General features: G+C 34.0%; 2 protein-coding genes. One reads left to right on the top strand and one right to left on the bottom strand.

The annotated features are described in order from the left end of the window. The first annotated feature begins 848 nt into the window (after window positions 1-848). Window positions 849-1,547, top strand: coding sequence for a pre-peptidase C-terminal domain-containing protein (locus F6K22_RS37960; RefSeq protein WP_293110016.1), 699 nt, complete (start codon window positions 849-851; stop codon window positions 1,545-1,547). A 746-nt stretch (window positions 1,548-2,293) separates the two neighbouring features. On the opposite strand, the gene F6K22_RS37955 is transcribed toward F6K22_RS37960, so the two are convergent. Next, the gene (locus tag F6K22_RS37955) at window positions 2,294-2,494 is read right to left on the bottom strand and encodes a chlorophyll a-b binding domain-containing protein (RefSeq protein ID WP_293110014.1); all 201 of its coding nucleotides are present in this window, start codon (window positions 2,492-2,494) and stop codon (window positions 2,294-2,296) included. Window positions 2,495-2,738: the final 244 nt, after the last annotated feature.

Raw genomic sequence — 2,738 nt, 5'->3', positions numbered from 1 at the left:
GATAAAAATGTTAGCATCAACTGATGAAAACTAATAAATAAAACAGTTAATAAAATCAATAATAACTAGGGTTTGTTGAAAAAGTATTATGGGTGAGGGTAGGAAGACCGAGTCAGGAGAAATGGGGGATTTAGAGTAGGCAGGAGAAAGAGTTATCCGTTGATTTTTCTAGCATAGTCAACCCAAAATCCTAACTTTTTGAGATCCCAAAATGCGAAAATCTTGTACTTTTTCAAGACCTAAAAAAGCTCAAACCTTTATCTGTAAATGCTTTGAGATTTAATCAGCAAGCCCTAACTATTGGTTGGGAAATTAAAATAAAGATGACTATGCTGAAACTGTGTAATACCAATGAACAAAAAGTTTGCCATAATTGTATTTTATATTTATATTTAAACCCCGTCCTTGAGGCTATCCCTGATAAGGAACTCCTGAAAACCTTGTGGGAGTGTGGGGAGAGGGGGAAGAGGGGGAAGAGGGGGGAGTAAGAATCTTGGGGTGAATTTCTTAAAAAAATGTACTTTTCAATACACTTTTCTCAGGAAAAAGCCTCTCAAATGCTTATTCATAACTTGTCTACGCATGTCAAATTTTATGTTGAGAAAGATGTTTATAAAGCATAGCCTTAAAGAAAGGATATTTGTGGTGTCAATTCTTGGTATTTAATAAGTTCTATTCTTTTGAACGTTATTTTTTCCAGCTCCTAAGTATAGCAATATTTTTAATAATTGGTATAACTACTGACTAAAATCCACCCTAAACTTTTTTAGTTAATAATTATTTGTGATTATTTCCCACTATGCTAGTAGGCTAGTTGGAGAATTTAAGTAATATATTTGAGGTGATTAATGCGTCAAGCAAGATTTTGGGCGATCGCTCCTTTTAGTCTACTAACTATTCTGGGAAAACCTTCATTTTTCCCTCTAGTTCCACCCGATCTGGTGTTTGTCAATTCTAGCTACATAAATGAAATCTTAACTAAGTCGGAAATTTTAGCCCAGGATAATTTATCTCCAGAAGCAACCCCACTGCCAGAAATTACTCCCACTCCAGAAGCAACCCCACTGCCAGAAATTACTCCTACTCCAGAGGAGAGTCCATCACCAGAAATTACTCCCACTCCAGAAGCAACCCCACTGCCAGAAATTACTCCTACTCCAGAGGAGAGTCCATCACCAGAAACTACTCCCTCCACCCAAGAACAAAAAGTAATTTTACAGCAAGAAGGAACACTTAGTAATGGTGACTTAGTGCTACCATCCGATGAAAGTATTTATGATGAACATTCTTTTGAAGGTACAGAAGGTCAGGTAGTAACTGTAACTTTAGAAAGCCCTGATTTTGATACTTATTTAGCAGTCTTTAGTCCCACTGGTGAATTACTTGGAGAACATGATGATATTAACCAGAAAAATACAAACTCTCAACTAACAATTACCTTAACTGTTACAGGTAAATACCGTGTAATAGTTAACTCTTACGATAAAACAGGTAGGGGTCAGTATAATCTGCAAGTAATTCAATCAGGAGAAACATCAGATTTATAACCATGAAAAAAGTTAACTAGCTATTATTTTTTAGCATTTCCGTACAGGAATGATCCGCAAACAGCTATCAGCTAAAACCTCAAGATTTAAGTTCCCTACACCAAACAGGATTGATTAGTGGTAGGCGTATGATGAGGTTTTAATCCCACATCATACGCCTTGAAAACTGAAAACTAAGTTTTCAAGTCTGACCAAGAAATAAGGTTAATAGTCTCCCCTTGAAAGGGGAGAAAAAAGAAAATTTAGGATTTTATTGCCTCCTAATTAAGTAGGAGGTAGTGATACCTGTTAACGCAGTTACTTCGTAGGAAGCTAACTGTTAACTGATAACTGAAATGACGACTATTTCTTCAATGGTTAATAGCTAATACCATTTGGAAAAAAGATTGTTACAAATAGTATTAGGTCTGAATAAGAAAGAGGGAAGAAGAAAGAAATATTGAATAAAAAAATGTAAATAATGATAGAGATAAGTAGCTTATGCAATTCTATAAGCTTGTCTAGGCATAAATTGATAGCTTTCCTTTTTGTAGTATTATTTTATTAAACTGCTATAATAATTAAATACATTATAAAGACTAGGTATTAACATTTTACCTCACAATAAATAATAGGCTGAGACAAATTATATCATTCTCCAAAAAATTAGAGAATCATGTTGGGGCTATTTGGTACTTCATTCAGCACTACAATACATCCTTCACTTGTTTAGGACTACCAAATAATAGAAATCAAACTAGATTTTTCTAGCGCAAACCTAGCCAAGAAAACAAATCTTGATGAGTAAATAATTCCAATAACAATAAAATCACAAATCCTACCATAGCAAATCTGCCATTGATTCGTTCAGCATAAGTATTCCAACCAAAAGCTGGTTCAGCTACCTTGGCAGTTGTGACTTTTTTTGTAGGTTCTGATGTAGATGAAGAAGTAGAATTTTCCGACATAATTATTGATATACTTTGTTTTGATATTATACTATATTCTCAAATGGATAAAATAACTAAGTTTTCTATTTCAGGGAACAACTTCACTGGTAATAGGCAAGAGAAAAAAATATTCTAGGGGATTAAAATAAGAACCACTATAGAATCAATTTAAGAGCTATTTAATTAAATTGTTATATCATGTCCGCTTAATTAGTTATAAAAAAAACTTTCTCCTCCTCCTTCTCCCTCTTGAGGACTGAGA

Source organism: Okeania sp. SIO2F4, assembly GCF_010672385.1.
Classification (GTDB): Bacteria; Cyanobacteriota; Cyanobacteriia; order Cyanobacteriales; family Microcoleaceae; genus Trichodesmium.
This window is presented reverse-complemented; position numbering and strand designations above follow the sequence as displayed.